We start from the raw sequence: 25,783 nt of genomic DNA on the forward strand, positions 1-25,783 counted from the left end.
TTCGTGGCAGTTTCGGTTTCATCAAGGCGCGCCGCGCGGCTTGCGCGTTGACTGCTTCCACAACCGGAAGCCGCCCTCGAATGCGTTGGCGTTGTCGCCGAACCGCACCTTGGGCGGCGGATTGTCGACCTTGTCGGCATTGCCGCCGCCGAGCACGATGTAGTCCGGCTCCAGCGCGGCCGACAGCCGCGCGATGACGTCGTCGACGCTCTTACGCCATTTCTTGCGGCCACGCCGCTCGAGGCCCGCGGCCCCGACATAGTCCTCGAACGTTGCGTCTTTGCGGTACGGCAAATGGCCGAGCTCCATCGGCTCGAACACGCCGTCCACGATCATCGCCGAGCCGAGCCCGGTGCCGAGGCCGAGAAACAGCATCCGCCCGCCCTGGTAGCTGCCGATCGCCTGCATCAGCGCATCGTTGACGACCTTGACCGGCCGGCCGAACGCTCTGTGGAAAGCGAAGCCGGCCCAGCCGCGGCCGAGATTGTGCGGCTCGGCGAGCGGACGGTTGTGAACGACCGGTCCGGGATAGCCGATCGAGATCACGTCATAGGACCAGTCCCCGGTCAGCGCCTTGACCTGCTGCACCATCTCGATCGCGGACAGAGTCCGCCCCGACTCGAATTCGCGCTTGATGCGCACCTTGTCGGTCATCACCTTCACATGCGTGCCGCCGATGTCGATCGCCAGCACGATCCGCCGCGATGCCGGCTTCTTCCTTGTCCTGGTTGCCTTCTTGACCATCCATCCGCTCTTTCTTCTGCGTACCAAGTGGAGCAGAGAAACGCATTGCACGCCACAGCGCCGTTCTGCATCTGACTCCAATTTGTTCGCGAGGAACGAATCGGAATCGAGAAAATCGACGCGGCTCAAGCGTTAACAACATGCATACGCAAACGGTGCCCGCGCAATCGATCTTGTGCCATCGTGGGATTATTGCGCCCGACGCGGAGCATCATCGAGCCCGTCGCACATGTTGCAAGCGCTGGCCTCTCTGACGGCGCGGCCGGCGCCGTCACAGACGCGTTCTCCGTTCGACTCCATTTCGTTCGCGCAGAACGAATCGGAATCGAAAAATCGGCACGAAGCGATTCTTAACAACACGTTTGCGCAATTTGCGCCTGGCACGTTTCGTAGGGCGGATTGGCACAAGCACACCACCTCGCCTCTCACCGCCCACGCTTGGCACGGAGCCGTTTGCCGTCCGGCCCTGCGCGTCGAGTGAGCCGCCAATCTCCGAGATGACGTCAAAGCGCCTCCGCGACGGGTCCGTGCGCATGCTGGCGATGGCGGGCAGAGATCGCCAATCACCACCCGCGGGACCACCTCTTCACCGCCGGCAAGCTGGTGGCGTAGGCCTTCAGCAGGTCGAATTCGCGCAACGTCGCCCGCGCCCGTGCACGATGCTGGCTGCGCCAAATGAGATGGTCGACGAATTCCGCAGCATGGTACTCACCACGCCGCCACGCGGGCTCGCCGGCTGCTTTACCGCGCTGCGCGATGTCGATCTTCGCCGGGTGATCTCGCTGATCGCGGCACCGACGCTGGTCATGGGCGGCGAGAGCGACACCGTCACACGGGCCAGTCACAGCGAGGCGATCGCTGCAGCAATCGCCCATGCCAAACTCGTTCTGCTACCCGGCGTTCACATCCTCAACGTCGAACAAGCGGATCGATTCAACAGCGAGGTCCTGAGCTTCCTGGTTGCCCCCTGACTATGTTCCCGATCCGACTCCATTTTGTTCGCGCAGAACGAATCGGAGTCGAGCAAACCAGCGCAAAGCGAATCTTAACAACACGTTTGCAAGTTCGTTGGCCGAAGGCGTAATCCCGCGATCCGAGCAGGAAAGATGGCGGGTTACGCTTTTACGCGACCCGGCTCATATTCAAGCTCCGGTCTTAACGCCCGCATCTTCTGCGCCAACCTCCGGCTTGCGGTTTCCCCGGCCTGCGTCAGGCGGTTGACCAGCGCGACATAGTCCGCGTCGCTCTTGTGCTGGTTGAGCTTCGATTGGCCCTCGATCTCGTCGACGACGATGTCGATCACCCGGATCCCCGCCAGCATCTGCTCGCGCTTGCCGGGCTCCATCTGCGTGAGATCCCAAGGCTGCTTCGGCAACCGAGCCTCGGCGGCCGCAAGCAGCGCATCGCCATGGCCGCGGTTCTCGCCGTGATCGCGCAAATGCGCGACGCCGGACAGATGCACCGCCTCGTAGAGCCAGGTCGAGACATTGTCACGCGAAACGTACCAGTCATTCGAGATGTAGGCGTCGTCGCCGGAGACGATGAGCAGGAAGCGCCTGACGCCGTCGGCGAGCTCGACCAGCGGATTGTTCGCGGTGAGATGAATCTGCACGACCACCTGACCGTCACGCCGCGCGATCACGAACGGCACATGCGAGGCCCGCGGGCCGCGCGCATCGGCGGCGACGATGGCGCCAAAACCGCGCGCCGCCGCGAAGTCCAGCGCGCGGCCTTGCTCGATGCGAAACTGGGGACGAAGGATGTGCATGGCGGCGGCGCTCGCAGCTGGAGGGAGACGACCCAGCGAGGCTAGCGCAACTTTTGCCGGAGATCACCGCCATGCACCGTCCGGCTCAGCAGATCATGGCGTTGTCGCCATGGTCGCAGACGCCGCCCGGCTGGTCGCGCGGCAGCGCCTCGGTGTCGCCGAAACGCTGCGCCTGCATGTGCGGCGGAGCGCCGCTCCAGTGGCTGGCGGCGCGGGCCCTTGCGAACCCATAAGGGCCGGCCAGCGGCATGTCCCGCGCCATGGCTGACGTCGTCAACATGGCGAGCGCAACCAGGCCAGCCGCGATATGTCTCATCGCAGTCATCGAACGTCTCCGGTTGGATTCAACAGGATGGGACCATCTCGCCGGCCTGCCGAAGCATTCTCGCTGCTACCATGACGGATGGCGCGGCCGATTATTCCGCTCCGACGCAGCGAATTCGCGTACTCTGCGGCACGGTTCGACACATTCGATTGATCGGAACGTGACCGGCGGCTGGAGAAACATGTCGCGAGGAGTTCAAGGCTGCGTCCTCACTCTCACCTGTCATCGCCCGGCTCGACCGGGCGATCCAGTACGCCGCGGCCTCTCGGCCCAAGTACTGCTGCCTCAAGTCCTGCTGCCTCTGGAATACTGGATCACCCGCTTTCGCGGGTGATGACACCGGTGGTGTGGCAGTCGGATCACGAGCCATCCACTGCCGTCGTCCTGGCGGAAGCCACGACCCATCACCCCGAGTACCGGCCGTTGCGCGACGACGGCGCATGTCCGCCGTTGAACTGACCGCAACCGGCGGGTTACGCTGTCGCCGATCACGCAGCTCCGCTGGAAGGACCACCATGAACGGCAATCGATATTATGGCGTCCGCGTCGAGGGCGCGAAATACGGTGTGGGGTTCGGCTCGGCGCTGGCGATTGCGATCTCCTACACCAAGAACCATTCGATCCTGTGGGCGATCATCCACGGTATCCTGGGCTGGCTTTACGTCATCTACGCCGCGCTGTTCGGGTGATGCGGACAACATGAGCGTCATCTCGATCCAGTCCCAGGTCGCCTGGGGCCATGTCGGCAACAGCGCTGCCAGCTTTCCGATCCAGTTGCACGGCATCGACGTCATCGCGGTGCCGACCACGCTGCTCAGCAATCGGCCGGGCTATCCGACCATCCGCGGCCGGGTGCTCGACGTGCAGCTGGTCGCCGACCTCCTGCGCGGCGTCGAGGAGCGCGGCGCGATCGAAGCGGCGCGGATGATCCTCTCGGGCTATCTCGGCTCGGCCGACATCGCCATGGAGGTTGCCGATTTCGTCGCCCGGGCCAAGGCGCAGAATCCGGCCCTGCTCTATTGCTGCGATCCCGTGCTCGGCGATCGCGACCGCGGCATGTTCGTGCGACCGGACATCCCACCGCTGGTGCGCGACCAGCTCTGTCCGCTGGCCGACATCATCACGCCCAATCATTTCGAGTTCGAATTTCTGTGCGGCGCGCGCGTCGCGACGACCGATGACGTCGTTGCACAGGCGCGCACGCTGATGGCGCGGGGGCCGGCGACCATCGTCGTCACCAGTGCCGAGCTTGCCGGCACGCCCCATGGCGAGATCGAGACGCTGGCAATCGAGCGCACGGGAGCCTGGCGCGTGCGCACCCCACGCGTGCCGATCAGCCCGTCCGGGACCGGCGACCTGTTCGCCGCGCTGTTCGTCGCCGCCCGCCTCCGCGGCCTTGCGACCCCGGAGGCGCTCGGCCATGCCGCCTCAGGCATCCACGGAGTGCTGGAGCGCACGGCGCAGCGAGGAACCGAGGAAATGCGGATTGTCGAAAGCGCCGACGTGATGCGTGATCCGAAGCCGCGCTTCGCGGCCGTTGCGATCCCTGCATCCTGACATCCGGGAACACATTCCATGATCGACCTCACCACCCTCCTCACCTACGCCGCCGTCGTGCTCGGCCTGTTCCTGATCCCGGGTCCGGCCGTGCTGCTCGTGCTGGCGCGCTCGGTCAGCGGCGGGCCGCGCGTCGGCATCGCGACCGGGTTCGGCATCGCGCTCGGCGACCTCGTCCACACGGCGATGGCGACGTTCGGCCTGTCGGCCGTGCTGATGACCTCGGCGCTGGCATTCTCGATGGTCAAATATGCCGGCGTGATCTACCTGATCGTGCTCGGTGTCCGCGCGCTGTTCGAGAAGAACGACGATTTGCACTTGCCTACCTCGCAGCCGGTCGATCCCAGGCGCGCGTTTCGGCAGGCGATCTGGGCCGAAATGCTCAATCCGAAGACCGCGCTGTTCTTCCTCGCCTTCCTGCCGCAGTTCGTGCATCCCGGCCACGGCTCGGCCGTCGCGCAGTTCGCGACGCTGGGCCTGATCTTCGTCGTGATGAGCGCGGCCTACACCTCGCTGCTCGCGCTGGCCGCCGGGCAGATCAGCCCGTGGATCCGGCGGCATCGCCGCATCGGGCAGTGGCAGGGCCGCGTGGTCGGCACGATCTATATCGCGCTCGGCATCCGCCTCGCGTTTCAGGAGCGCTGATGTCTCCGCTCAAGCCACAAGCCACTTATGACGATTTCGCCCGCCTCGACATCCGGATCGGCAAGGTCGTCGAGGTGCAGCCGTTCCCCCGTGCCCGCAATCCCTCGTACCAGGTCGGCGTCGATGTCGGGGCCGAGCGGATCATGTGGTCGAGCGCGCAGATCACGAACTACGAGCCGGCGGCGCTGATCGGCTCGCTGGTGGTGTGCATCTGCAATCTCGGGCCGAAGAATATCGCGGGTTTCACCTCGGAACTCCTGATCCTCGGCGCCAGGGACGCCGACGGCCGGGTGATCGGGCTCGGCCCGCGCAGCCAGGTTGCGATCGGCGAGCCGATTTTCTGACATTGCAGAGATCACGGCCGCGTGATTCAAATCGTCTGGAATCCCCGTAGTTTACCGATGGGGGATCACCCGGATTCTCGGAAGCTTCGCGCACTGCTATTGCAACGCGCGAGAATCGCTTCGGCATGGGAATCGGAAGATGTCTGCAGTTTTCTTTCACTGCTCCGACGACAAGCACGTCATCCTGGATCGCATCGGCGCTGCCATGGACCTTTCGGAGGCACGGGTGCATGCGGAGCAGCTGGCGCGCAGCTTTGTCATGACACCGAGCGTGGAAGACTGGCGCAACTGGGCGGTCCACGTCACCGACGACATCGGCACTGAGATCTTTGAACTGCCGTTCACCGCCATACTCGGCGAGCTGCACTGAGGGCGCACCATGAACGCAATGGAACTTGCTCTGCGCCCGCTTCGCCGCCGCCTCGCCCATCTTATCGCGCGCTGCGTCCTTCTGATCGACGGCGTCGTCAACCCTTATCGCCCCGAGCTGTATTACATGCGCGGGCCCGGCCCGAAGTGCCGCGCCAGGCAGCAAGCCGTATTGCGCGACTAGAGCGTTTTCGAGCGAAGTGGATACCGGTTCGCGTGAGGAAAGCGCGTCAATACAAGAGTCTAGAGCCCCGTTCCGACCGGGAAAGGCTCTAGGTCGCGGCGTCCAGGACGAGAAAAGGCCGGCGGGCGTTACGCCACCGGCCTTCTCCTGCAGCTGCCGGTTCCCGGAGTCCGGTTCCGCTGCGATTCCAACTGGGCTTAAGCTTGCGACGACAGCTTTAATCAAATCTTAACGGCATGGCGGTGAGCTACCGCACAGGACTCCTTCGCCGTGCTGCGTACCGCGTGCTCCAACGTTCATCGTGCGATGCGCTGCACATCGTTTTTGCGCCAATCGCTCGTTGATTGTGCGCCACGCATCTTAGGGAACGCACGACTCAGTGTTACCCTGTGATGCAAACCGAAACGGAGAACTTCGGGATGCCGTACTACACCTTCGATCTTGTGGTGGGGGACGAGTTCCGCAATCAAGGAACAATCATCCTCGAAAACATCAGCCTCGCCTCCGATCGCGCCGATCAGCTCGCCAATGAGCTGTCGCAGGTCAAGCCGGAGCTGAAGGCACGCGGTTGCGCCGTGCGCGTCACCGACATTGACCGGCACGAGCTGTATCGGACGCCGCTCGATCCGGTGCCGCGCTGGCCCAGGACGGGCTAGCGTCCACGCCCGAAACATGCGCGGATCGCGCTCGTCAGCGCGCGGAAGTGGTCTTGTCGCGAACGGCGGCTGACGTTGCCACCGCTGCAAGATCGGTTGACGCGTCGTTCGATCACTTCTTCAGATTCAGCCGGCCGATGAAGTCGCGCTTGCCGAGCGGCGCGCCCTTGTGACGCAGGATGTCGTAGGCGGTGGTCGCGTGGAAGAAGAAGTTCGGCAGCGAGAATGACATCAGGAAGCCCTCGGCGGTGAACGGCATCGACCGCTCGCCGACCTTGAACGTCACCTCGCGCCCGAGCAACGCATTGACCGCGTCCGGCGTCAGGGCCGACAATTCGCTCTGCGCGTCCTTCACCAGCGCTTGCAGCGCGGCGTAATCCAGATCGGGCTTGCCGGACGGGGGCACGAACACGCCGTTCTTCGCCGCCTCCATCGCGCCGCGGGAATGATGCGCGAGCGAGACCACCTGGAAGCGGAGCGGCAACATATCCGGAAACAGCCGGGTCTCGACGATCTCCGCGGGATCGACTCCGTTCGCCTTGAAATGCGCGAGGCTCTTCTCAAGAAAGCCCGCGGTGGCGCCGAGGATCTGCAGATAGTTGGCAACGGTCGCGTCGTAGAGTGAAAAGGTCATGGCGAATTCCCCCAGATAGAATTTGTCTGCTTGCCGGAACACAGTTCCCGGAAATTCGGGGGAAGGCAAGCTGCACTGGGGGGCGCAAACCAAATGGTCCGGCGCGCAGCGCCGGACCATTTGGTGAGGCATCGTCCGCGTCAGCTCTGATGCGGTCCGCGCATCATCTTCAGGGCATCCTCGATATGGCGCCAGTCGCGGGCGTCTTCGGTCTCGCCCTTGCGCTCGCAGGCCACGGCATTCTGTGCGGCCTGCGCGATTGCCTCGGGGCCGTGCTTCAGCAACATCTGCCGCGCGATGGTGTGGATCTGCATCTCGGCTATCATGACGCTCTCCTCGGCTGTCTGACGCCGCAGGGACAGGCGTTCGGCGTATCCCGCGGCGCTGACATCAGAAACCGCCGAATGCCGTGTCTGGTTCCCGCGCGCGATACAATCAGCGGTTCCCACGCGCCGCCGCGGCGGTTACAGAGAAGCAACCAACGTCCCTTCCCGAGTGGCCATGGCGCAAAACATCTATGACGATCCCGGCTTCTTCGCCGGCTACAGCCAATTGCCGCGGCAGGTCCGCGGCCTGCTCGGCGCGCCGGAATGGCCTGCGATCCGCGCCATGCTGCCTGACGTCGCGGGCAAGCACGTGGTCGATCTCGGCTGCGGCTTCGGCTGGGTGTCGCGCTGGATGCGCGAGCAAGGCGCCTCCGGCGTGCTCGGCATCGATCTGTCGCAGAACATGATTGATCGCGCCAAGACCATGACGCAGGATCCGGCCATCACTTACGAGATTGCCGACCTCGAAACGCTGGAGCTGCCGAAGGCGACGTTTGATCTCGCCTACAGCGCCCTCACCTTCCACTACATCAGGGACTTCGACCGGCTGGCGCGCATGCTGGTTCGCGCGATCGTTCCTGAGGGGCATCTGGTCTTCACCATTGAGCACCCGATCTACATGGCGGCCACCCGTCCGGACTGGCTGCAGGACGCAGACGGCCGCAGGACCTGGCCGGTCAACCGCTACTTCATCGAGGGCGAGCGCAGAACGGATTGGTATGTGCAGGGCGTGCTGAAATATCACCGCACCATCGGCACCACGCTCAACGCGCTGATCGGCGCCGGCTTCACGCTGCGCCGTGTCGAGGAATTCTGCCCGACGCGCGAGCAGATCAAGGCGATGCCTGAACTCGCCGATGAACTCGAACGGCCGATGATGCTGCTGGTGTCAGCGCAGCGCTAGCGCCTGATCCGGAAAAGTGCGAAGCGGTTTTCCGAAGAGATCATGCGCAAACCAAGAGGATCACGCCGCAAGCAGCTTGTCGAATTCCTCGGGCGGGTATGATTTGCCGTCCTTGTCGGTGATCACCACCTGCCATCCCTCGCTGGCCCAGACCCTGGCCTTGGCGATGATGATGAAGGTGCTCTCCCGCTCGATCCTGACCGTTTCGTTCTCGCGTTCTGCGATCATCTTGTAGGCCAACGCTTGTCCCTCGCCGAGGTCGTCCATCCGGCGGTGTGATGGCAGCGGCTTTGGGCCGCAATTCGCTGGGAGTGTGACAATTTGGTGGAAGCCCCGCCGCAAGATTCGGCAGGCCGCAATTTACGGTCGCGGCTACGCCAGCTTGCCCATCAAGGTCGGCATATCCAGCGCCGACGAGTTGACATTGACGCTGCGCGCGAACCGCATCTGCGGTCCCTCGAAGGTGCAGGTCACGGTGTCGCGGAACGCTGACTCGACGAACGTCCAGGTCATCACGAAGGTACGCAGGTCGCGCCAGCTGCCGCTCGCGACCACCCGCATCACATCGGGCTGATACTCGTGATGCAGCTTGTTGCCGGTCATCGTCGTGGTGCCCTCGCGCGGCGCGTCGAGACCGACGTCGATTGTGTGGGTGCCCCTGCCATCCTCGAGCGTGAAAGTGCAGGTCTTGTCGCCGAAGCTGAGATTGACCGATTTGATCGCGTCGGCGTTCTCCGGCATCTGCCAGGTCTTGCCGGATATCTGCGCGGCGACCGGCGACGAGGCCGGCACCAACGCCGGCAACAATTGCAAGCCCGCGGTGCGCGCCTTCAGCTTCTCCGCGTCGGCATCGTTCTTCGCGACAGTGCCTGCGAACATCGCCGGGAAATGTCGGAACACCAGTCTGTTGAAACCGCTGCGCTGCGGAATGCCGGCCGTGATCGCCAGCACGGCATTGTGCTTGGGGAAGACGAAGCTGAGCTGGTCGAACAGGCCGTCGGCGTAGAACGTCTCGGGCCCGATCCACCATTGATAGCCGTAGGTGTCCTTGACGTGCGGCTGCTGCACCGCCGCCACCCAATCGGCCGGCAGCACCTGCTTGCCGTTCCACATGCCGTTCTGCGCGTACAGGATGCCGAGCTTGAGGCAATCGACCGTCTTCCAGCTCAGCCCGTTGGCGCCGGGCGAAATGCCCTCCGGCCCGACCGGCCATTCATAGCCCGAGACTCCAAGAGGGTCGAAGAAGCGCGGCTTCAGATAGTCGGCGACGGTCTCGCCGGTCGTCCTGGTGACGATCGCGGACAACAAATAAGTCGCCGCCGAGGTGTAGACCCATTTGGTGCCGGGCTGGTAGACCACCGGAATCTTGAAGAACTCGGCGACCCAGCTGGTCTTGATCGGCCGCCACGCCGACCCCGAGGTCATCGAGGCATGGCCGGTGCGCATGGTCAGGAGATCCTCGACCGTCATTGCCGCGAGCTTGTCGTCGACCACAGCCGGCAGCTTGTCCTTGAAGAACGACACCGCCTTGTCCTGCAAACCGAAGCGCTTGTCGGCCATCGCGAGCCCGACCGCGCTGACGGTGACGCTTTTGGTCAGCGAATGCATCATGTGGTTGCGGTCGGCGCGATACGGCGACCACCAGCCCTCCGCGACCACCCGGCCGTTGCACCAGAGCATGAAGCTGTGCAGCTCGTAGCCCTGGCGGTCGACCTCATCGAGGAAATCGAGGATCGCGGATGGCGCGATGCCCTGCTCGTCGGGCCGGCCGCGCGACAGCCCGTCCGCGAACGCGGTCTCGGCCTGCGCCGTCGCCGCAGTGCCGAAGTGTCCCTCGGGCGCCAGCACGACCGCAGCGCCACCCAGGAACAGTTGCAATGCTCCGCGCCGAGACGGCTGACCTGATGCGATGCCGTCAGTTTCTTGATTGTTGTTGGGCATAGGCCGTCCTCCGAAAGCAGAACGGAGGTTAGGTTTCCAGCCGGTCGTGTCAACGCACGCGGCGCGCAAGCCTCCCAAAAGAAAAATCCCGCCTTGGCGGGACACTCCAAGGCGGGGAAAGGTTCGTTTGGGTAGAAATCCACGCGCCTTAGAAAATGACAAGCGCGGGGAAGTAGCGGCACCAATTCTATTGGCCGCCATCGCGCCGGCAACAGGATTAAAGCGTCCTCAGCGCCGGGACTTTTTCCCGATCCGGCCGGCAAAAATCCCGAACCTTGCGTGCGCGCTCCGGTTCACTGCACCACGTCGAGCCTGACATTCGCGACGCCCTTGCCGATCATGCCGAGCGATTGCGCGGCAGAATAGGAGACGTCGACGATGCGCCCGGGAACGTATGGCCCACGGTCGTTGACGCGCACGGTGACCGAACGGCCGGTCTTGACGTCGGTGACGCGCAGCTTGGTGCCGAACGGCAAAGTCGGATGCGCGGCAGTCAGTTCGCGTCCGTCGAACTTCTCGCCGCTCGCAGTCTCCTGCGCGTCGCTGTAGAAGCTCGCCATGCCCTGCGATGCGGTCCTGGTGTCGCCGCCCTTGCGCGAGGCAAAGGGCGCGTGCTTGCGCGCGGCGGCCACATGGGTGCGCGAGGCCGATGACGCCGCCCGCACCGGCTCGGTCGATGGCGGCCGGCTCGCCAGCGCTTGCGAGCGCTGACTGACAACCGAGGACTGCGCGCAGGCCGCGAGCGACGCCGCGCCGATCACGACGGCGAACAGCCGGAGCGGCTTTCGCGCTTGAGCAAACAGGATGACGGGCGCAGCACCATGCGCACCGCGCTTGACCTCGACGTACGACATGACTGCATCGTCGCGTACCATGTTGCATCCCCAACTCGCGCCCCAGCCCAAGCCGAAAATCCAACCTCCAATGAGCCGAATCCAATCCGGGCGGAACGGTGGCGGAGCGCGGTCGGACGTGCCGCACGCCACGCGATTTCCGGCCAGGTGTGGTGGATACGCCACACAACCCAGGCGCTTGCGCTGGGAATGCGGTCCGGTGCCGCGCGCACATGCAGATGGACGCGCGCGCCGTCGGCCTCCGGTTTCGGTTCCCGAAACTCCCCAACCTCTCCACCCTCTCGCCTTGCTTTGGTCAAACCGGACTGGAGTCGTGGGGCCCGGGCCAGGGGTCGAAACAGAGCGAGGATTCGCCGGCCGCCATTTGCGGTTGACCTTGGACTGAAACGGGGACCGCCAATGCAATCGACACTTAAAGACGCTGATCCGCACGATATTTTCGCGATCGAACCGAGCTTCGCCGCAACCCGCCCGGACAATGCCGCAGCGCCCGCACAGCAGGCCGGCAAGGTAGCCGGGCAGCGCGAACCGTGGTTCGGCCCGAGCCTTGCGCCGTCGAGCCTTGCACCGTCGAGTCTCGCACCGTCGAGCCTTGCGCCCTCGTCCGCACCGCCGATCGCATCCGCCGCTGCGGTCGCCTCGGTGCCGCCGGTCACGCCGATATCAGCGGCACCGGTGCCCCCGGCGATGCCGGAATACAGCGCCAGCCACGATGGCAGGCTGGACGACATCAGGCTCGAGCGCGCGCCGCGTCCCACCAACAAATGGGCGATCCGCGCGTTCTGGTTCGTGTTCGCGATCGCCGGCGCCATGGGCACCGCGGCGTGGCAGCACTACGGACATCGCGTCAAGCAGGTGGTGGCGGAGTACGTGCCTCAGATCGAGGCCCTGACGTCGCTGCTGCCCGGCAAGACGGCCGCTGCTTCCGACCAGGCGACCCCGCCCACAGCGCAAGCCGCTGCCGATCAGCCGGCGGAAGCCGCTCCGGCCGCTGCGCCGCAGGACGTCGCGACGGCCGCGCCCGCTCCCGCCGCAGCCCCCGTTGCCGCAGCGGCTCCGGTCGCGCCCGCCACCCCGGCGGCGCCAGCCGCAGGTGCACCTGACCAAACGCAATTGTTGCAGTCGATGGCCCGCGACCTCGCGTCGATGGGGCAGCAGATCGAGCAGCTCAAGGCCAGCATCGACCAGCTCAAGGCCGGCCAGGATCAGCTGACCCAGCGTGTCGCTCGGACCACTGAGACCAGGGCCGTCGAACCGCGGCCGGTCCCGCCGCGCCCACGCGCGGCGATCACGCCGGCGGTCCCCCACACCGCGGTTGCTCCGCCGCCGGTGCGTCGGCCCACCCAGGCCTACATCCCGCCGCCACCGCCGGCCTCAGCCGCGCCGCTGCCGGCGCCGGCTCCAGTCGCCCCGCAATCGGCCGTCACACCGCGGCCCGTGCAGTCGCAGCAGCAGTCCAGTGTTGTTGACGCAGATGACGGCGGCCCGGTGGTTCGCCCGCCGATGCCGCTGCGCTGACGGGACTCGCAAAAGTCGGGTGGATTAGCGCAAGCGTAATCCGCCCCCTGGCCTGCGATGATGGCGGATTACGCCTCCCGCCTTCGCTCGTTGAGCTACGGCGGACGCAGTCGGCTAATCCGCCCTACGTTCTGGCGGCCTTACGCGCTCTGTCCCGGCGGCAGCACGACCACGGTCGCGCCCGGCTTGACGTGCTGGTAGAGGTCGATCACGTCGGCGTTGTTCATGCGGATGCAGCCCGAGGAGATCGCCTGTCCGATATATTCGGGCTGGTTGGTGCCGTGGATGCGGTACAGCGTGTCCTTGTTGCCCTGGTAGAGATAGATGCCCCGGGCTCCGAGCGGATTGGCCGGTCCCCCGGCGACCCGCTTCGGATACGGTCCGAGCCGCTCCTGGATGTCCTGGGTCGGAACCCAATCGGGCCACTCCGCCATGCGGCCGACCGTAGCGACGCCGGAGAAGGCCATCGCCTCCTCGCCGACGGCGACGCCATAGCGGATCGCCTTGCCGCCCGGCAGTACGTAATAGAGGTAGCGCGCGTCGGTATCGACCAGGATTGAACCTGGCTGCTCCTTCCGCGTGTAATCGACAATGTGGCGCTGGAACTGATCCGGAATCTTGGCCTCCGCATAGGGCGGATGCGCCAGCAATTGCCGATCACGCGGCGTCATCGCGGCATCCGTCACCGGCGACAGCGTCGCCTGCATGCAGCCGCCAAGCGCAAGTGACCCTACCAGCACCGCAGCAAGCCCCAATTTCGACACGATCATTCTCCCCTGCGTCAACTTGTGGCACTTGCTGCCGAAATCGTGCTGAAATCGTGGCAGCGCCGGCTGGAACACGGCTGTTTGATCGGTTCCTTCGGCAGGTGTGTCCTGGCGGTTGCAGTCGGTTCCCGCGGACGCTAGCCTTGCGACAAAATGTCTAAAACATCGGGAGGAATTCGATGCGTTACGCTTTGCTGATCGGCGGCCTGATTGTCGCGGCGACACCGGCCCACGCCGATCCGCGCGCAGCCTATGTCACGATGGTGCTGCAGGCTTTTGCCGCCAAGGTCGAATGCCCCGGCACCGACCTGGTCTATCAGGATCTCGTGCAGCGCGCGCAGGACATGCACCTGCCCGACGGCACCACCGAGCAGGTGCGCAAGGCGATCGCCTTCATGCACACCGGCGGCAAGATGGGCGAGAAGCAAGCCGACGATCTGATGACCGAAGTCGCGATCGCAACACAGTCCACCGACCTCGACCAACGCCGCGCCGGCAGCATGACGACATGGTGCCAGGACCAGAAGTCGCGGCTCGCGGGCTACATCAGGACGAAGTAGCAGACTTCAATTCTCAATCGAGCTCCGGCGGCGCGAACCAGTTGGTCAGCGACAAGCCGCCGTCGATCACGATCGATGCGCCGGTGACGTAGCCGGAGAGCTTGTGCGAGAGCACGGCGAGCGCCATCGGCGCGAGATCGTTCGCCTGACCTAGCCGGCCGAGCGGAATGTGCCTTGCCAGCGCGGGATCGGCAACGAAGCCGCCGGCCGCGATCGCGCCAGGCACCAGCGCATTGACGCGGATGCCATAGCGGCCCCAGCTCTTGGCAAGCTCCTTCACCAGCATCGCCATGCCGGCCTTCGCCGTCGAGTAATGCGGCAGGTTGCGCGGCGTGCCCGCATGCAGCGAGGTGAGCAGCAGGAACGAGCCCGGCGTCTTCGCCGCGATCAGCTTGCTCGCCAGCTCGCGCGACAGGTGAAAGCCGGCATCGAGGTTGACCGCGTGCATCTGTCGCCAGGTCTCGTCATCGACCGCCATCGCATGATCGGCTTCGCGGCGTGGCGGCGAGGCGCTGTGAACGAAATGCGTCACCTGCCCGAGTGCAGCTTGCGCATGTGTTTCAGCAAGGCGTCGCATGCCGCACGCTGCGCGAGATCGCCGACCCAGGGCACTGCGAGCTCGGGACGCGGCGCCGTCTTGATTGCGGCTGACACCCTGTCCTCGTGTAGATCGGCAAACACGGTGCGCACGCCCTCGCCCACCAGCGCCTGCGCGATGGCGCGGCCGATACCGTTGCCGGCGCCGGTCACCAGGGCCGCCTCGCGCGCGGAATCGAAGGGCGATGTGAACAGGCTCATGATCCCCTCCGAGGATTTGCTTCAGTACGGCGGCGCCTTGCGCGCCCGCTGCGCCTTGGCGGCTTCGATCCACCAGGAAAAATCGTCGGCAAAGCGTGGGAAGGCGCGTTCGAGCGACTTGCCGCCCTCGCCGATCGGCTTGCCTTCGGCCGACAGGGTCTGCGCGATCGGCCCCGCGCTGATCGTGCTCGACACCACCACCATGCCCATCTCCGACAGCGTGCCGTGCCAGGCGGTCGCGGCGCGCGCACCGGCGAACCGCCCGGCCGAGTAGCTTGCGATCGCGGCCGGACGCCAGAACCATTCCTCGAGGAAATGATCGGTCAGGTTCTTCAGCCCGGGCTGGATGCCCCAATTGTACTCGCCGGTGACGAACAGGAAGCCGTCAGCGTCGCGGATCTTGCCCGCGAGTGTTTCGAGCGCGGCCGGCGCCTGCCCTTTGGGATGCTCCTTGTACATCCGGTCGAGCATCGGCAGGCCGACCTCCCTGGCGTCGATCAACTCGACATCGTCGCCGCGGGCACGCAGGCCGTCGATGACGAAATGCGCGAGCCGGATGCCCATGCGATCCGAGCGGTAGGAGCCGTAGAGAACGAGAATGCGGTGCGTCATGATGCGCCGATCCTAGCACGGCACTGCGACAGCCGTCCCGCGGCGTGCCGCGCAAACGTTAACCGCCGCTCCGGCTCGTTCTCCTGCCATTAAGCAATTGGTCGCAGGCGCCGCGCCACGGCCCAAAATCGCCAGATTCCTTTTCTGGATATGATCTCGCTTCGAGAAGGAGAACCCGACATGCGGATCGCAAACCTGGTTTTCGCAAGCTCGCTCGCAGCCATCGCTGCCATGGCCACGCCAGCGCTGGCAAAGAGTGCCGAGCGGCAGAAAGCCGACGAGAAATCCACCGCCGCCACGCCGGCCGGCTGCCAGGCTTATCAGCAGGCCGCCGACGGCACCTGGAACCAGCTGCCCTGCGGCGAAGCGGGCTCCAATGGCGCGACGCAGCACCGCGCCGCGACCAAGGGCGCTGACGACGACGAGCACTGATCGTCGCGCCTCGCCCGCGCTTACACCGCCTTGCCGCCAGTGTCGGCCGGGCGGTGCGGCGCCTTCGACTTTCGAATGATCGGGACCGCCGCGGACCCGCATCATAAACCCAAGCTTAATGCGCACCCGGTACGGTTGAGGTCTCTCCTCTCGTCCAGAATGGCGCGCATCCCATGAAAATCGGTACTCTCCTGACGACCGCGATCGTCTCATTGTCCGCGGTCGGCGGCGGGCTCGCGGCTTATGTCGCTGTCACCAAGTACCAGATCATGGACAAGGTCTCGACCGCACAGAGCCGGCTCGACATCGTCCGCGCGGTTGGCGACATCCCGCGCTACATGAACCCCGAGCGTGGCTACGCCACCAACCTGCTGCTCGCAGCCGGCACGATCGATCCGAAGCAGATCGCCGAGCTCGACCGTCAGCGTCAGCTGACCGACGGCGCGCTTGCCAAGGTCAACCAGGTGCGCGCCACACTGCCGGGATCGCTCGACGACGGCGAGGCCGTCGCGAGCCAGATCGACGCGCTGAAGACGAAATTCACCGGGCTGCGCGACGCCATCGCGGCTGCCATCGCCGGTCCGGTCGATGCCCGCCGCGCCGCCGCCGGCAAGATCGTCGCCGACAATTCCGTGTTCAACGCCGGCGTCACCACGCTGCTCGACGAGCAGGTGCGCCGGCTCGCCGGCCTCGACGGCAATGCCTATCGCCAGGCCAACTACGCCAACGTCGCCTGGACGCTGCGCGACATCGGCGGCCTCAATGCCAGCCTGCACAAGGCGCTGGTCGGCGCCAAACGTGTCGCGACTGAGCCGGAGAAGCTCGAGCTCTATCGCTCGACCGGCCGCACCGAGCAGATCCTCTCGACCTTGCAGGAGCTGCGCAACAATCCCGCAACACCCGCGAACGTCATGACGGCGCTCGGCAAGATGCAGGCCGATTATGTCGAGCGGTTCGGCAAGGCGCTGAAGCTCGCCAAGGAAGGCGCCGTGACCGGCAAATACGAGCTGGATCTCGACACCTACTATCCCGAATCGCAGATCGGCCTCGCCGCCATCATCACCGTGCGCGAGGCGTTCTACGAGAATGCCGAGCAAGGGCTCGCGAGCGCCTATTCGTCGGCGCGCGTCAGCTTCGTGATTGCGCTGATCGGGCTGCTCGCGGTCATTGCCGCCAGCGCCGGCCTCATCGTGATGGTCCGCCGCCGCATCCTCAACCCGATCGCCGCCCTCACCGGCCGGATGTCGCGGCTTGCCGCCGGCGACGTCGCCGAGGCGATCCCGGGCGCCGCGCGCAATGACGAAATCGGCGCGATGGCCGCCGCCGTGCAGGTGTTCAAGGACAACAGGATCGAAGCCGATCGCCTCGCGACCGAGAAGGAAGCCGAGAACGACGTCAAGATGCGCCGCGCCCGCGTGCTCGACGACCTGACCCGCGCCTTCGAGGCCAAGGTCACCGAGCTGGTCGGCGGATTGTCGGCGGCGTCCTCGGTCATGGAGGATACCGCGCAATCGATGTCGGCCACTGCGGCCGCCACCAACCGCCAGGCCGCGGTCGTCGCCGCGGCCTCCGATCAGACCTCGACCAACGTCCAGACGGTCGCGAGCGCGACCGAGGAACTGACCTCGTCGATCTCCGAGATCGCCCGCCAGGTCGCGACCTCGACCGAGATCGCCGCACGCGCGGTCGACCATGCCCGCCGGACCGGCGACACCGCGCGCTCGCTGGCCGAAGGTGCCCAGAAGATCGGCGACGTCGTGACGCTGATCCAGAGCATCGCGGCACAGACCAATCTGCTCGCGCTCAACGCCACCATTGAGGCGGCCCGCGCCGGCGAGGCCGGCCGTGGCTTTGCCGTGGTCGCCTCGGAGGTGAAGTCGCTCGCCGGCCAGACCGCGAAGGCGACCACGGAGATTTCCGAGCAGATCACCGCGATCCAGACCGCCAGCGACGAGACCGTCACCGCCATCCGCAGCGTCGTCGACGTCATCACCGAGATCGACCAGATCGGCACCGCGATCGCGGCGGCGATCGAGGAACAGGGCTCGGCGACAAGGGAAATCTCGCGCAGCGTCCAGGAAGCCGCGCGCGGCACCCAGGAGGTCAATTCCAACATCTCCGGCGTGCAGCGCGCCGCCGACGACACCGGCGCCGCCGCAACCCAGGTGCTGGGCGCGGCCGAGCAGCTCTCGTCGCAATCGAAAGACCTCGCCGGCCAGGTCAACCGCTTCCTGTCGGACGTGCGGGCGGCGTAGCCGACGGCACGCCACGATCGCGGAACGACCACGGCTCTGTCCACGTCATCGCGAGCGCAGCGAAGCAATCCATTGTGCCGCAAGTGGAGGCATGGATTGCTTCGTCGCTGTCGCTCCTCGCAAGGACGTCGAGAGCCTCGCGCCCTACTACCCCCCGCGCAGGCCGAGCACGCGGCGGGCGATCGCCTGGCGATGGACCTCGCTCGGGCCTTCGTACACCCGCATCAGGCGGGCCTTCTGCCACAGCGCGTTGAGCGGCAATTCCAGCGTGACGCCGAGCGCGCCGAGCGTCTGCATGGCGTGGTCGCAAGCATCATAGGCCATCTCGGTCGCGAACACCTTGATCATCGAGGCCTCGTGGCGGATGTCCTCGCCGCGATCGGTCTTGTCGGCGGCCTCGCGCACCATCAGACGGCAGGCATGCATCCGCGTCGAGATATCGGCGATCCACCACTGGATCGCCTGGCGCTCGGCAAGCTTGACGCCGAAGGTCTCGCGCTGCTTGGCGTGCTCGCACATCATGTCGAGCGCGCGCTTGGTGATGCCGACGCAGGTTGATCCCATCTCGAGCCGCCGCGTGCGCAGCCGCAGCTGCATCGGCGCGTAGCCCTTGCCGACCTCGCCCAGCACCGAGTCCTTCGGGATGCGGCAGTCCTCGAACACGATCTCATAGGTCGAGCCGCCGCCGACCATCGGGATCTCGCGCTCGATGATGAAGCCCGCGGTACCCTTCTCGACGATGAAGGAGGTGATGCCGCCCTGGCGCTGATCGTTGCCGACCCGCGCCATCACGATGATGAAGTCGGCGGCGCGCGCATTGCTGATCCAGATCTTGCGGCCGTTCAAGACCCACTGGTCGCCCTCGAGCACCGCGCGCGTCTTCATTCCTGCGGGATCGCCGCCGGCGCCGGGCTCGGAGATCGCGATCGCCGAGGCCATCCGGCCCTCGATATAGGGCTGCAGGTATTTCTTCTTCTGCGCGTCGGTGCCGACCGCCTGCAGCATGCGCAGGTTCGGCGAGTCCGGCGGCAGCACGAACGGCACGCAGCTGCGGCCGAGTTCCTCATGCACCGCAGCCATCGTCCGCGTCGGTAGATCGTGGCCGCCGAGATCCTCGGGCGCATCGAGGCCCCAGAGGCCGAGCTCCTTGGAGACGTCGCGCAGCCGCTTGCGCTGTTCCGGCGTGAGTTCGGGATGATCGCTGCCGGGTAGTTTCGATTTCAGATATTGCGGCTCGAGCGGGATCAGTTCGCGATCCACGAATCGCGCGACGGTCTCGCGGATCATGGCTGTCTGTTCGTCATCGCTCATCGGAGATTCCTCGCCTGCGCTATTATGTTTCAGAAAACCAGTAGCGCATTTCTTCTCGGCGGGAATAGCGGAAACGCACGCTCGCGCTCACGCTCGCGCGATGGTTTCACCGCGCGGAATTCAATATCCCGCGGCGCGGTCAGCGCGTACTGAATCGCACCGGACGAGATGGCGCGTCGAGCAGTCGATCGCCAGCATGAGGTTTTTGGCAGCCAGCAAACGACCGGCGATCGCCGCACGAACGCGGCGCCTCGCCCTGACCTAACTTTATTCGGCAAACCCGACGTAGCTGACAAAGTCGCTATTGGCCTCGCGGTCGGAGCGCACCGCATTGGCGGCAAAGCTGTCGTCGGGATAGCCCATCGCGACGCAGGTCATGATCACCTGGTCTTCGGGGATGCTGGCGACCTCGCGCACGATGTCGGAGCGCATGATACCCTGGCCATTGATCACGCTGCCGAGGCCGCGATCCCAGGCGGCCAGCACGATGCCGTAGCAGAGCGCGCCGAGGTCGAAATGGCAGACCGCGCCGGGATCGAGGATGCGGTCATAGGTCAGCACCAGCGAGACCGGGGCGTCGAACTGGCGGAAGCCGCGCAGCACCCAGTCCTGCCGCATCGGCTTGTCGTCGCGGGCGATCCCCATGGCGCCGAACAGCTTCTTGGCGATGTCGACCTGGCGGCCGCGGTGCACGCCCTGGTACTCGCCATGGCTGACGATGTCGCGCTTGGCCTTGGCGCCGGCGATCATCTCCTCCATGTTGCGGCGGCGCACTTCCTCCAGCGGCGCCCCGGTCAGGACGTGGACGTGCCAAGGCTGGGTGTTCATCGAGGACGGCGCGCGCTTGGCCACCTCGATGATCTCCTCGACGGTCGCCCGGGACACCGGCTGCTTCTTGAACCCGCGCACGCTTTTGCGTGTCTGTACCAGCGTCTCGAATTCCATTCCGCGTTTCCCCCGTTTGTTCCGTGCGCACGGAATTTTCCCGCAGCTAACCGGGTATTTTATAGACAAAATCGGCTGTGGGAACTTGATCGGGCCAAGAATCCGATATCCAATCCGGCCACTGGTTTGGTTTAGGGAGAACCCAGATGAAGCGGATTTTCTTGGCGGCCGTGATCGCGACCTTTGCCGCCGGTTCGGCATTTGCTCAGGACGCCTCCTGCGAGACGAAGGCGGTCGGCAAGGACGGCAAGCCGCTGGCCGGCGCGGCCAAGACCTCGTTCATGAAGAAGTGCACGATGGACGCCTGCGAGACCAAGGCAGTCGGCTCCGACGGCAAGAAGCTCGCCGGCGCGGCCAAGACCTCATTCATGAAGAAGTGCCAGAGCGGCGCCTGAGCCCCCTCGCCGGCGCTCATTCGCTCATTTCAATCGGGACAGACCATCGGGTCGCGCGGCGCGCGGCCCGAACGGCTGTTGGCGGTGGCGAGCGACCGTCCCTTCGGCGCTCAGAACGAGACCCCGACCCGCACGCCCCTGCTCCAGACCCGCCGGCAGCGCTTCCTGGTGTTGCCGTGAAGCATTTCGAAGCGTTCGGGCAGCTGGATCGGCTTGGAAAACTCCAGGCAGGCCCCTCCGGCGGAATAGTCCACCAGCCGGCATTCGATCAGCGGCGTCTTCGGGTCCAGCTGGAGCTTGACCACACTGGAGACGCAACCCGACGGTCGAACACGCGCAAATCGCCGGGGGTGCATCAGGGCCGCCTCTGGTGGAATCGTACCGACAGATTCCCCGGCCCGCGTTAAGATTCCGTTCAGATGGATTGTTACGATTCGTGTCTGTCCGATGACGGATCGGCGCGCACCCGGGCGGCCGCCAGCGTCTCCGACGGTGCTTCCCCGAAATGTGACCGGTAGCTCCGCGAGAAATCGCTGAGGTGCCAGAAGCCGTAGGCAAGCGCACAGGCCTTAACGCTGGGCGCCCCGGCGAGCAGTTGCTTGCGTACCAGCCAGAGCCGGCGCAGCCGCAGATAGCGATGCAGGCTGATGCCCCGGTAGCGCTGGATGGCGTCGTGCAGCGTGCGCACCGACACGCCGATCTGCTTGGCGAGCTCGCCGCTGTAGATCGGATGGGCGACATCGCCGGCCAGAATGGCGCGCGCGTCGTTGAACACCTTGAACTGGCGCGTCGTGTTGGCGCGCGTCGCCCATCTGGCCGGCACGATCTCGGCGAACGCGTCGTCGATCGCGGCGAGCAGCGTCTCCTTGATCGAGGCCCCCGAAGCGAATTCCGCGATCGCAACCTGTTCCGACGTGACGAGCAGGACCTGCCTGACCACCTCGCGCAGCCGGTCCTGCGCGCGCTGAGAAATCTCGTGGATGCTGAAATGGAGACCGGGGTTCGGCCAACCGCGGTCGACGATCTCGGGCGTGAACATCACCGAGGCATATTGGCGCGCCGTCTGCTCCACCGATGTATAGAACGCGCCGCCGCCGCCGACTACGATCACCGCACGATCACGCTCGACGCCGTTGAAGCGCATCGGAACGCCATCGTCCATCGTGAAGCCGACAGCGGTGGTGTGCGGCCCAAGCTGTGCGTCGACGATCCGTGGAAAGGACTGGGTGTAATTGAGCTCGCATCCCGGCAAGCTCAGGATGACCTGCTCGGCCGAAATCTTCCGCACGAGTGGCGTGAAATCAACATCCAGATTTCGGATCGAACTCCGGAATGCATCAACATCGTCAAAACGAAAGACTCTCGGCACCAGCAATGGCGCCGTCAAATGACCGCTCCTATGACATGTTCTTCAAATGAACTGGTCTTCAAATGAACTGTTCTGCAAAATTTGTCGGCCGCGCCCACCTCGCGCCCGGGCTCATTGATGAATTCCAAGCACCAGATGCGAATCGTCCGACAAATTCAATCAGGGAAAATGCGGGTCATGCGCCCAGCCGGACAATCAGGCAAAGGTTCGCCGCTGCCGAATTTCGATAGTGTTTGCCGGGACATCCACCGTCGGGGTGGCCCTCCCCATCGAATTCTATACCTCTATTAAAGATTCGGCGGGCAGATTGACCTTGGGAACAATGACGTTCCTCGTCGCGGAACATTTTAGGTACCGCAATGACAGCCATTGCCTCGCCAGAACTTATTGCCAAGCTCGACCACGTCCTGAAGGCCGGCTCCCCCGATCTCCGCACGCGTATGCTACAGGAGGTGGCAAAGCTTTTTCTCGACGACGCTCATCGGCTCAGCGCGCAACAGGTCGAGATGTTCGACGGGATCCTGATCCGCCTGACTGACGACGTCGAGTTGCGGACCCTGACCACGCTCAGCCGCTCGCTTGCCGACTTGCACCTGGTGCCGTGCGAACTGGCGCGTCGTCTGGCCAACCATGACGACGCCGATGTCGCCGCGCCGATCCTGAGAAAATGCGACTGCATTCCGGATGCCGATTTGATCGACATCGCCTGGATGCGGGCCGAAGGACATCTCTGCGCGATCGCCGGCCGCAAGCAGGTCAACGCCGAGCTCGCGGACATTCTGCTGATGCGCGGCGACAGCAATGTGCTTCGCGCGCTGGCGCGCAATCCCGGCGCGGATATGACCAGCGCCGGCCTTGCCATGATGGTCGATGCCGCCGAGCGCGACGACGACATCGCAGACGCGTTGATCTCGCGCAGCGACCTGCCTCACCGCGTCCTTGCCGACCTCGTGATGCGGTCGACGCCGCCCCGGCAGGCCCGGCTGCTCAAGCTCGTGCGGCCCGAGCTTCGGGACACGATCCGCGCCGCCAACGCTGCCGGTGCGGCCCGCGCCTCCGCAAACCCGCCAGCCACGATCGACGATGCGGAGGCGCGGGCCATGGTGACGACGAAGCGCACCCAGGCCGTGTGAGTGTGCATGACATATGGCGACCGCAGGGCGGAGCGCGTCAAGCTCGACACGCGCCATCCCGTCAATCTGATGGGTGTCGACGGGACCTGGCGGCGGAGCTGCATCCTGCTCGACGTCTCGCAGAGCGGTGCCCGGCTCGAGGTCGAGGGGACACTCGACGTGCTGAAGGCCCAGGAATTCTTTCTGGTGCTGTCCTCGCGGGGGCTGGCGTTCCGGCGCTGCGAGCTGGTTCGTGTCGACGGCACCGAGATCGGCGTGAGATTCATCGAAGAACGACGGCGAAAGGGACGCCCCGTCATCCCCAGATGAGGATTGGCGGCCACCGCCTGAAGGGAAGGTTGACGAGATGACCGTGCAGAGAGCGACAGACATCGAGGTGTCGACCACCTCCGCCGCGCCATTGCGCGGAACCATCGAAATCGACTGCGCCGGCACCGCCTCGACCTTCGCGATCGATGAGGAGCTCGCGCATCGCCTGTGCGCCGATCTGGAGCGCTTTCTGACCCAGGCCCCGCGCCGGGCCCGCACGGCGCGGTTCTGATAACACCTGGGCTCCCGGCCGCCCGCGTCTACTCCCGCTTGAAGCGATAGTCGAAGCGATCGCCGTCGGCCGTGATCAGGCCGACCGTCGGAGCGGGAAAATGGATCGGCAGGATCAGCGTATCGGTCCCGGCGACCGAGGCAAAGAATTTCCGACGCGACCGTGCCGACTGCTTCGGATCCCAATCCGGCTTAGCCGACCACTCCGGCTCGCGGCACTGGATCGCGTGATGCATCAGGTCGCCGGCGACCACCGCGCGCTGCCCCTTCGAGACAATGTTGATGCAGCAGTGGCAGGGCGAATGGCCCGGCGTCGGCGTCAGCGTGACGGTGTCGTCGAGCGCGTAGTCGTCGTCGACCAGCAGCGCCTGCCCCGCCTCGACGATCGGCAGGCAATTGTCGCGAAACACCGTGCCGGGCGGATTGGCGCCTTTCGCATTCTCGGCCTCCCAGGCCGCGTACTCGCCTTTATGGAAAACGTATTTCGCGTTCGGAAAGGTCGGCGCCCAGCGCCCGTCGCGCAGCGTCGTGTTCCAGCCGGTGTGGTCGATATGCAGATGGGTGCAGAACACGTAGTCGATCTGCTCATAGGAGATGCCGAGCGCGAACAGCTCGTTGCGCCAACGCTCCTTGCCCGGGAAGTCGAACGGTGGCGGGTGCCCCTTGTCCTCGCCGGTGCAGGTGTCGACCAGGATGGTATAGCGCGGGGTCCGCACCACGAAGGTCTGGTAGGTGATCACCATCATGCCGCGCGCAGCGTCGAAGACCTCGGGCTCCATCGTCTTGAGGTGATGCTTGAAGACGGCGTCGTCGTAGGTCGGGAAGAAATCCTGCGGCCGCCGCCACGGCCCCTCGCGCTCGATCACCGCGTCGATCGTGATGTCGCCGATCCTGATCTGCTTCATGCCGTTCCGCTCCCGCTTTTTTTCCGAAGCGTAGCGGGCGGTATTTGGCTCCACAAGCCGAGCGCTACGCAGCGCCCCATGCCGCTTTGCATTGCTGGCGAGAAACGGCGATGCCGCATTTCATCCGAAATGTCGTCCATGCTGCGCCGATGCCCCATCGCGCGATTTCGACGACCCCGGCGGCAAGCGCCAATCGAACCCCGCCAACAGCGCGGCGCTGAAGGACGCGATGGTGCGGGCGATTGTCGCGGCGGATACCCTGAAAAACTAGACCGCGGGCGCCTGTTCTCCTTTCCTGTCATTTCACCGTAACAAAAATCGTGCGACTGAAGCGGCTCGCCCTATCGAGGACAACGCCATGACCGCACCAAAACCTTCCCGCCCCAAGATTGCCGAAACCGTCATCGAGACGACGGTCAAGCTGCGGGAGGTCAAGGTCGGACGTTGCTGCGAAGTGCTCGGCGACACCGCGATCGAATACAGCGAGCTCGGCGATTACTCCTATCTCGGCAGCGGCTGCATGGTCGCCGACGCCGTGATCGGCCGCTTCTGCGCGATCGCGGCGCAGGTCCGGATCGGTGCGCCCAATCATCCGCTCGAGCGCCCGTCCCAGCATCGCTTCACCTATTGCCCGGAATATTACACCGACGCCGCCGAGCGCGATCATGACTTCTTCAAGAACAGACGCGCGGATCGCGCCGTGATCGGCAACGACGTCTGGATCGGCCATGGCGTGATCGTGCTGCCCGGCGTCACCGTCGGCGACGGCGCGGTGCTGGCGGCCGGCGCGGTGGTCTCGCGCGATGTCGCGCCCTACACCATCGTCGGCGGCGTCCCGGCCCGGCCGATCAAGGAGCGGTTCAGCCGCAAGATCGCGGCCGAGCTGTCGCAGATCGCCTGGTGGAATTGGCCGCCGGAAACCATTTGGGAGCGCCTGCCGGAGTTTCAGTCCGGCGACGTCGAGGCATTCTGCGCGCGGTGGCGGGCTTGAG

General features: G+C 65.3%; 36 protein-coding genes. 19 read left to right on the plus strand and 17 right to left on the minus strand.

All coding sequences use genetic code 11. From position 1 onward, the window contains the following. Positions 1-21: 21 nt before the first annotated feature. Positions 22-744 (minus strand): ROK family protein, encoded by a 723-nt coding sequence (locus tag ACVW17_RS29245; RefSeq protein ID WP_456755087.1) that lies wholly within the window; start codon positions 742-744, stop codon positions 22-24. Between the two features lie 680 nt (positions 745-1,424). Between ACVW17_RS29245 and ACVW17_RS29250 the strand changes: the two genes are divergently transcribed. Beyond that, a complete protein-coding gene (locus ACVW17_RS29250; protein WP_456755088.1) occupies positions 1,425-1,715 on the plus strand; it encodes an alpha/beta fold hydrolase in 291 nt (96 codons plus the stop codon). Between the two features lie 143 nt (positions 1,716-1,858). Here the strand turns inward: ACVW17_RS29250 and ACVW17_RS29255 are convergent, their stop codons facing one another. Both ACVW17_RS29255 and ACVW17_RS29260 read right to left on the minus strand, forming a co-directional pair. Then, positions 1,859-2,512: an FMN-binding negative transcriptional regulator gene (locus tag ACVW17_RS29255; RefSeq protein ID WP_456755089.1), complete on the minus strand. Its 654-nt coding sequence runs from the start codon at positions 2,510-2,512 to the stop codon at positions 1,859-1,861. Between the two features lie 85 nt (positions 2,513-2,597). Next, positions 2,598-2,837, minus strand: a complete 240-nt coding sequence (locus tag ACVW17_RS29260; RefSeq protein ID WP_456755090.1) for a hypothetical protein — start codon at positions 2,835-2,837, stop codon at positions 2,598-2,600. A 515-nt stretch (positions 2,838-3,352) separates the two neighbouring features. Here ACVW17_RS29260 and ACVW17_RS29265 point away from each other — a divergent pair. The 7 genes from ACVW17_RS29265 (at position 3,353) to ACVW17_RS29295 (ending at position 6,592) form a co-directional block, all read left to right on the plus strand. Beyond that, positions 3,353-3,526 (plus strand): hypothetical protein, encoded by a 174-nt coding sequence (locus tag ACVW17_RS29265; RefSeq protein WP_016840760.1) that lies wholly within the window; start codon positions 3,353-3,355, stop codon positions 3,524-3,526. 10 nt (positions 3,527-3,536) lie between these two features. Further along, positions 3,537-4,394: a pyridoxal kinase PdxY gene (gene pdxY / locus ACVW17_RS29270; protein WP_456755091.1), complete on the plus strand. Its 858-nt coding sequence runs from the start codon at positions 3,537-3,539 to the stop codon at positions 4,392-4,394. Between the two features lie 18 nt (positions 4,395-4,412). Further along, positions 4,413-5,039: a LysE family translocator gene (locus ACVW17_RS29275; protein WP_456755092.1), complete on the plus strand. Its 627-nt coding sequence runs from the start codon at positions 4,413-4,415 to the stop codon at positions 5,037-5,039. Continuing rightward, the gene (locus ACVW17_RS29280; protein WP_456798170.1) at positions 5,039-5,383 is read left to right on the plus strand and encodes a tRNA-binding protein; all 345 of its coding nucleotides are present in this window, start codon (positions 5,039-5,041) and stop codon (positions 5,381-5,383) included. The genes ACVW17_RS29275 and ACVW17_RS29280 overlap by 1 nt, the downstream gene beginning before the upstream one ends. Before the next feature lie 139 nt (positions 5,384-5,522). After that, entirely contained in the window at positions 5,523-5,753 is a 231-nt protein-coding gene (locus ACVW17_RS29285; protein ID WP_244063322.1) for a DUF6894 family protein, read from the plus strand. A 9-nt stretch (positions 5,754-5,762) separates the two neighbouring features. Next, positions 5,763-5,936, plus strand: coding sequence for a hypothetical protein (locus ACVW17_RS29290; protein ID WP_456755094.1), 174 nt, complete (start codon positions 5,763-5,765; stop codon positions 5,934-5,936). A gap of 419 nt (positions 5,937-6,355) precedes the next feature. Beyond that, positions 6,356-6,592, plus strand: a complete 237-nt coding sequence (locus tag ACVW17_RS29295) for a hypothetical protein (RefSeq protein ID WP_456756555.1) — start codon at positions 6,356-6,358, stop codon at positions 6,590-6,592. A 112-nt stretch (positions 6,593-6,704) separates the two neighbouring features. Here ACVW17_RS29295 and ACVW17_RS29300 read toward each other — a convergent pair whose 3' ends face one another. Both ACVW17_RS29300 and ACVW17_RS29305 read right to left on the minus strand, forming a co-directional pair. After that, positions 6,705-7,226, minus strand: a complete 522-nt coding sequence (locus ACVW17_RS29300) for a DUF1993 domain-containing protein (RefSeq protein ID WP_456755095.1) — start codon at positions 7,224-7,226, stop codon at positions 6,705-6,707. A 140-nt stretch (positions 7,227-7,366) separates the two neighbouring features. Beyond that, entirely contained in the window at positions 7,367-7,552 is a 186-nt protein-coding gene (locus ACVW17_RS29305) for a hypothetical protein (protein WP_128970955.1), read from the minus strand. Positions 7,553-7,727: 175 nt separating this feature from the next. Between ACVW17_RS29305 and ACVW17_RS29310 the strand changes: the two genes are divergently transcribed. Then, the gene (locus tag ACVW17_RS29310) at positions 7,728-8,456 is read left to right on the plus strand and encodes a class I SAM-dependent methyltransferase (RefSeq protein ID WP_456755096.1); all 729 of its coding nucleotides are present in this window, start codon (positions 7,728-7,730) and stop codon (positions 8,454-8,456) included. Positions 8,457-8,516: 60 nt separating this feature from the next. Here ACVW17_RS29310 and ACVW17_RS29315 read toward each other — a convergent pair whose 3' ends face one another. The 3 genes from ACVW17_RS29315 to ACVW17_RS29325 form a co-directional block, all read right to left on the minus strand. Further along, entirely contained in the window at positions 8,517-8,723 is a 207-nt protein-coding gene (locus ACVW17_RS29315; protein ID WP_074126738.1) for a hypothetical protein, read from the minus strand. Positions 8,724-8,828: 105 nt separating this feature from the next. After that, complete coding sequence (locus ACVW17_RS29320; RefSeq protein WP_456755097.1) at positions 8,829-10,334, minus strand: serine hydrolase domain-containing protein; 1,506 nt, start codon at positions 10,332-10,334, stop codon at positions 8,829-8,831. 356 nt (positions 10,335-10,690) lie between these two features. Continuing rightward, positions 10,691-11,251 carry a septal ring lytic transglycosylase RlpA family protein gene (locus ACVW17_RS29325; RefSeq protein ID WP_456798171.1) on the minus strand — a complete coding sequence of 187 codons (561 nt, stop codon included), beginning with the start codon at positions 11,249-11,251 and terminating at the stop codon, positions 10,691-10,693. 399 nt (positions 11,252-11,650) lie between these two features. On the opposite strand from ACVW17_RS29325, the gene ACVW17_RS29330 reads away from it, so the two are divergent. Then, complete coding sequence (locus ACVW17_RS29330; protein WP_456798172.1) at positions 11,651-12,769, plus strand: hypothetical protein; 1,119 nt, start codon at positions 11,651-11,653, stop codon at positions 12,767-12,769. A 140-nt stretch (positions 12,770-12,909) separates the two neighbouring features. On the opposite strand, the gene ACVW17_RS29335 is transcribed toward ACVW17_RS29330, so the two are convergent. After that, positions 12,910-13,539, minus strand: coding sequence for a L,D-transpeptidase (locus tag ACVW17_RS29335; RefSeq protein WP_456755099.1), 630 nt, complete (start codon positions 13,537-13,539; stop codon positions 12,910-12,912). Between the two features lie 176 nt (positions 13,540-13,715). Between ACVW17_RS29335 and ACVW17_RS29340 the strand changes: the two genes are divergently transcribed. Beyond that, entirely contained in the window at positions 13,716-14,096 is a 381-nt protein-coding gene (locus tag ACVW17_RS29340) for a hypothetical protein (RefSeq protein WP_097675394.1), read from the plus strand. Positions 14,097-14,109: 13 nt separating this feature from the next. On the opposite strand, the gene ACVW17_RS29345 is transcribed toward ACVW17_RS29340, so the two are convergent. From ACVW17_RS29345 to ACVW17_RS29355, 3 genes are read right to left on the minus strand one after another with little or no spacing between them, the layout of a single operon-like run. Next, entirely contained in the window at positions 14,110-14,628 is a 519-nt protein-coding gene (locus ACVW17_RS29345; protein WP_456798173.1) for an SDR family NAD(P)-dependent oxidoreductase, read from the minus strand. Then, on the minus strand, positions 14,625-14,894 hold the full coding sequence (locus ACVW17_RS29350; protein WP_456798174.1) for an SDR family NAD(P)-dependent oxidoreductase: 270 nt from the start codon (positions 14,892-14,894) through the stop codon (positions 14,625-14,627). The genes ACVW17_RS29345 and ACVW17_RS29350 overlap by 4 nt, the downstream gene beginning before the upstream one ends. 21 nt (positions 14,895-14,915) lie before the next feature. After that, positions 14,916-15,506 carry an NADPH-dependent FMN reductase gene (locus ACVW17_RS29355; protein ID WP_456755101.1) on the minus strand — a complete coding sequence of 197 codons (591 nt, stop codon included), beginning with the start codon at positions 15,504-15,506 and terminating at the stop codon, positions 14,916-14,918. A gap of 180 nt (positions 15,507-15,686) precedes the next feature. On the opposite strand from ACVW17_RS29355, the gene ACVW17_RS29360 reads away from it, so the two are divergent. Beyond that, positions 15,687-15,938: a hypothetical protein gene (locus ACVW17_RS29360; RefSeq protein ID WP_456755102.1), complete on the plus strand. Its 252-nt coding sequence runs from the start codon at positions 15,687-15,689 to the stop codon at positions 15,936-15,938. A 173-nt stretch (positions 15,939-16,111) separates the two neighbouring features. Continuing rightward, a complete protein-coding gene (locus tag ACVW17_RS29365; RefSeq protein ID WP_456755103.1) occupies positions 16,112-18,193 on the plus strand; it encodes a methyl-accepting chemotaxis protein in 2,082 nt (693 codons plus the stop codon). A 147-nt stretch (positions 18,194-18,340) separates the two neighbouring features. On the opposite strand, the gene ACVW17_RS29370 is transcribed toward ACVW17_RS29365, so the two are convergent. Beyond that, the gene (locus ACVW17_RS29370; RefSeq protein ID WP_456755104.1) at positions 18,341-19,504 is read right to left on the minus strand and encodes an acyl-CoA dehydrogenase family protein; all 1,164 of its coding nucleotides are present in this window, start codon (positions 19,502-19,504) and stop codon (positions 18,341-18,343) included. A 267-nt stretch (positions 19,505-19,771) separates the two neighbouring features. Beyond that, a complete protein-coding gene (locus tag ACVW17_RS29375; RefSeq protein ID WP_456755105.1) occupies positions 19,772-20,449 on the minus strand; it encodes a nitroreductase in 678 nt (225 codons plus the stop codon). Positions 20,450-20,595: 146 nt separating this feature from the next. Here ACVW17_RS29375 and ACVW17_RS29380 point away from each other — a divergent pair, with 146 nt between their 5' ends. After that, the gene (locus tag ACVW17_RS29380) at positions 20,596-20,844 is read left to right on the plus strand and encodes a hypothetical protein (protein WP_074126695.1); all 249 of its coding nucleotides are present in this window, start codon (positions 20,596-20,598) and stop codon (positions 20,842-20,844) included. Between the two features lie 110 nt (positions 20,845-20,954). Here the strand turns inward: ACVW17_RS29380 and ACVW17_RS29385 are convergent, their stop codons facing one another. Next, on the minus strand, positions 20,955-21,200 hold the full coding sequence (locus ACVW17_RS29385; protein WP_456755106.1) for a PilZ domain-containing protein: 246 nt from the start codon (positions 21,198-21,200) through the stop codon (positions 20,955-20,957). A gap of 71 nt (positions 21,201-21,271) precedes the next feature. Further along, positions 21,272-22,231: a helix-turn-helix domain-containing protein gene (locus ACVW17_RS29390; RefSeq protein WP_456755107.1), complete on the minus strand. Its 960-nt coding sequence runs from the start codon at positions 22,229-22,231 to the stop codon at positions 21,272-21,274. 434 nt (positions 22,232-22,665) lie between these two features. On the opposite strand from ACVW17_RS29390, the gene ACVW17_RS29395 reads away from it, so the two are divergent. Genes ACVW17_RS29395 through ACVW17_RS29405 form a run of 3 tightly spaced genes read left to right on the plus strand, consistent with a single transcriptional unit; the run spans position 22,666 to position 23,887 of the window. After that, positions 22,666-23,346, plus strand: a complete 681-nt coding sequence (locus ACVW17_RS29395) for a DUF2336 domain-containing protein (RefSeq protein WP_456798175.1) — start codon at positions 22,666-22,668, stop codon at positions 23,344-23,346. Positions 23,347-23,352: 6 nt separating this feature from the next. Then, positions 23,353-23,655, plus strand: coding sequence for a PilZ domain-containing protein (locus ACVW17_RS29400; RefSeq protein WP_456755109.1), 303 nt, complete (start codon positions 23,353-23,355; stop codon positions 23,653-23,655). Between the two features lie 37 nt (positions 23,656-23,692). Next, positions 23,693-23,887 carry a hypothetical protein gene (locus tag ACVW17_RS29405; protein ID WP_456755110.1) on the plus strand — a complete coding sequence of 65 codons (195 nt, stop codon included), beginning with the start codon at positions 23,693-23,695 and terminating at the stop codon, positions 23,885-23,887. A 28-nt stretch (positions 23,888-23,915) separates the two neighbouring features. Here ACVW17_RS29405 and ACVW17_RS29410 read toward each other — a convergent pair whose 3' ends face one another. After that, positions 23,916-24,791, minus strand: coding sequence for an MBL fold metallo-hydrolase (locus ACVW17_RS29410; RefSeq protein WP_456755111.1), 876 nt, complete (start codon positions 24,789-24,791; stop codon positions 23,916-23,918). Positions 24,792-24,882: 91 nt separating this feature from the next. Between ACVW17_RS29410 and ACVW17_RS29415 the strand changes: the two genes are divergently transcribed. Both ACVW17_RS29415 and ACVW17_RS29420 read left to right on the plus strand, forming a co-directional pair. Further along, complete coding sequence (locus ACVW17_RS29415; RefSeq protein ID WP_456798176.1) at positions 24,883-25,062, plus strand: hypothetical protein; 180 nt, start codon at positions 24,883-24,885, stop codon at positions 25,060-25,062. A gap of 87 nt (positions 25,063-25,149) precedes the next feature. Next, complete coding sequence (locus tag ACVW17_RS29420) at positions 25,150-25,782, plus strand: DapH/DapD/GlmU-related protein (RefSeq protein ID WP_456755112.1); 633 nt, start codon at positions 25,150-25,152, stop codon at positions 25,780-25,782. Position 25,783 lies beyond the last annotated feature (1 nt).

It is taken from the genome of Bradyrhizobium sp. USDA 4473, assembly GCF_054063335.1.